Source organism: Paenisporosarcina sp. P4_E4_2, assembly GCF_056401595.1.
This window is the reverse complement of record NZ_JBFUJC010000472.1, coordinates 1-1,853: the sequence shown is the minus strand read 5'-3', so window position 1 is coordinate 1,853 and position 1,853 is coordinate 1. Positions and strand designations below refer to the sequence as shown.

1 protein-coding gene is annotated in these 1,853 nt (G+C 39.8%); it reads right to left on the bottom strand.

Annotated features, from left to right (window positions below; genetic code table 11):
* Positions 1–443: 443 nt before the first annotated feature.
* A complete protein-coding gene (locus AC1DSB_RS18785) occupies positions 444–1,670 on the bottom strand; it encodes a M16 family metallopeptidase (protein WP_477587363.1) in 1,227 nt (408 codons plus the stop codon).
* Between the last annotated feature and the right edge of the window lie 183 nt (positions 1,671–1,853).

Sequence of the window (1,853 nt, the reverse complement as noted above, 5' to 3'; positions counted from 1 at the left end):
ACATATGACTCCTCCTCCATGTTCATCTCCTTAAATATATGCAAAAAAAGACCACATGTTCACACGAAAAGTGAAGAAGGCCAATTTAGACCGACGCCGGCGCTGGAAGGGCCGATTCGAAAGCTTGCTTTCGAAAGAGGGCCTGAAGCTTAGGTGCGGTCTGGCCTTCGGAACTAGACAAAGAAGGCCATGTTAAACTGCCTCCTACCCTGGAAGGTCTTAAAAGCAAAGAAGGTAGACTTGTGACTAAGTCACTTCGTCCACCCCTCAACAATTGTTGGAATGTCAGTTTTTTGATACGCACCACCTACGAAGCAGTGCAGCATTGTAGGAGCAGGGTTTTAGCAAATCCCCTACATATTTCATATCTAAATCAAATTAAAAAGACTGCAAACAAACTCAAAAATAAGAGTTTGTCTACAGTCTGAGACAATTACAAAGGATTAGTCTTTTGGTGTAATGATTGAGATGGCTGGTTGAATGGTGAAAATATCCGTTACGAGTTTCTGTACTTGATGGATATGCACTTCATCAATCGACTCCAATACTTCATCATACGTTTTATGTTCATTGAAAATTAATTCATTTTTCCCATTGCGATTCATTCGAGCGTTCGTGCTCTCTAAACCGAGCATTAAATTTCCTTTTAATTGCTCTTTTGCATTGTTCACTTCTGTATCGGTAACCCCTTCATCCACCACTTTTTGAATGGTTTCATAAATGGTTTCCTGGAGTTTCTGCAACTGATTGCTGGAAGTGCCTCCATAAATAGCAACGGATCCTGCATCTTCATATGAAGAATGATACGAATAGATGGAGTAGGCCAACGCTTTTTCTTCACGGACTTCTTGGAACAGACGGGAAGACATATTTCCACCCAGAATATTATTCAATACAACAAGATCATAAATATGCTTATCTTTCACGCTTAGTCCAGGATAGCCAAGACAAATATGCCCTTGTTCCGTTTCGCGTGATTTACGTGATTCACCCGGTTGGAAAACTGGTGTGTCAAACGATGGACGAGCAGACATTGCCGTACTTGATCTGAATTGGCCGAATAAGGAATCAGTGTAATCTATCAAGCCATCCGGAATATTCCCCGCGATAGAAATCACAATATGTTCAGGTCGATAATGATGATCCATAAATTGATGGATGGAATCTTTGTTGAACGTTTCGAGTGATTCTTTAGTACCCAAAATCGATGCACCTAGCGTCTGGTTCGGATACATCACATTCCATAATTGTTCATGGACATCATCATCAGGTGTATCTTCTACCATCAGTATTTCTTCCAATACCACTTGGCGTTCTTTCTCTAATTCCTGTTCATCAAACTGAGAATGGAAAAACATATCTGCCAATACCGAAATGGCATGCTTCGCATGATGGTCTAATACTTTTGCATAATAGCAGGTTTGTTCTTTTGATGTAAATGCATTGACATGACCACCAATACGATCGAACTCTTCAGCAATCTGACGAGCAGACCGAGTAGCAGTTCCTTTAAAAAGCATATGTTCGATAAAATGAGTTAAGCCATTTTCTTCAGGTTTTTCATGTCTAGATCCAACATCAACCCATACTCCGACAGCAACTGATCGGACATGTGGGATGTGTTCATAGACAATACRCACACCGTTTTGACTTGTTCTTTTTTGTAACACACTAAAAGCCCCCAAACTTTAGAAAAAAGGTTGCCATACACTGATTGGCAACCTTTTTTCTTYGTTTACTATTAAGAAAGAATAAACTTTTTTTCAGTTGTTTTCTTTTTTCAAGTTTAGCTATATCTAAGCTCCAAACGCCTGTCAGGATTACGTGAGGTTATCGCTCTTCTTATATTATGC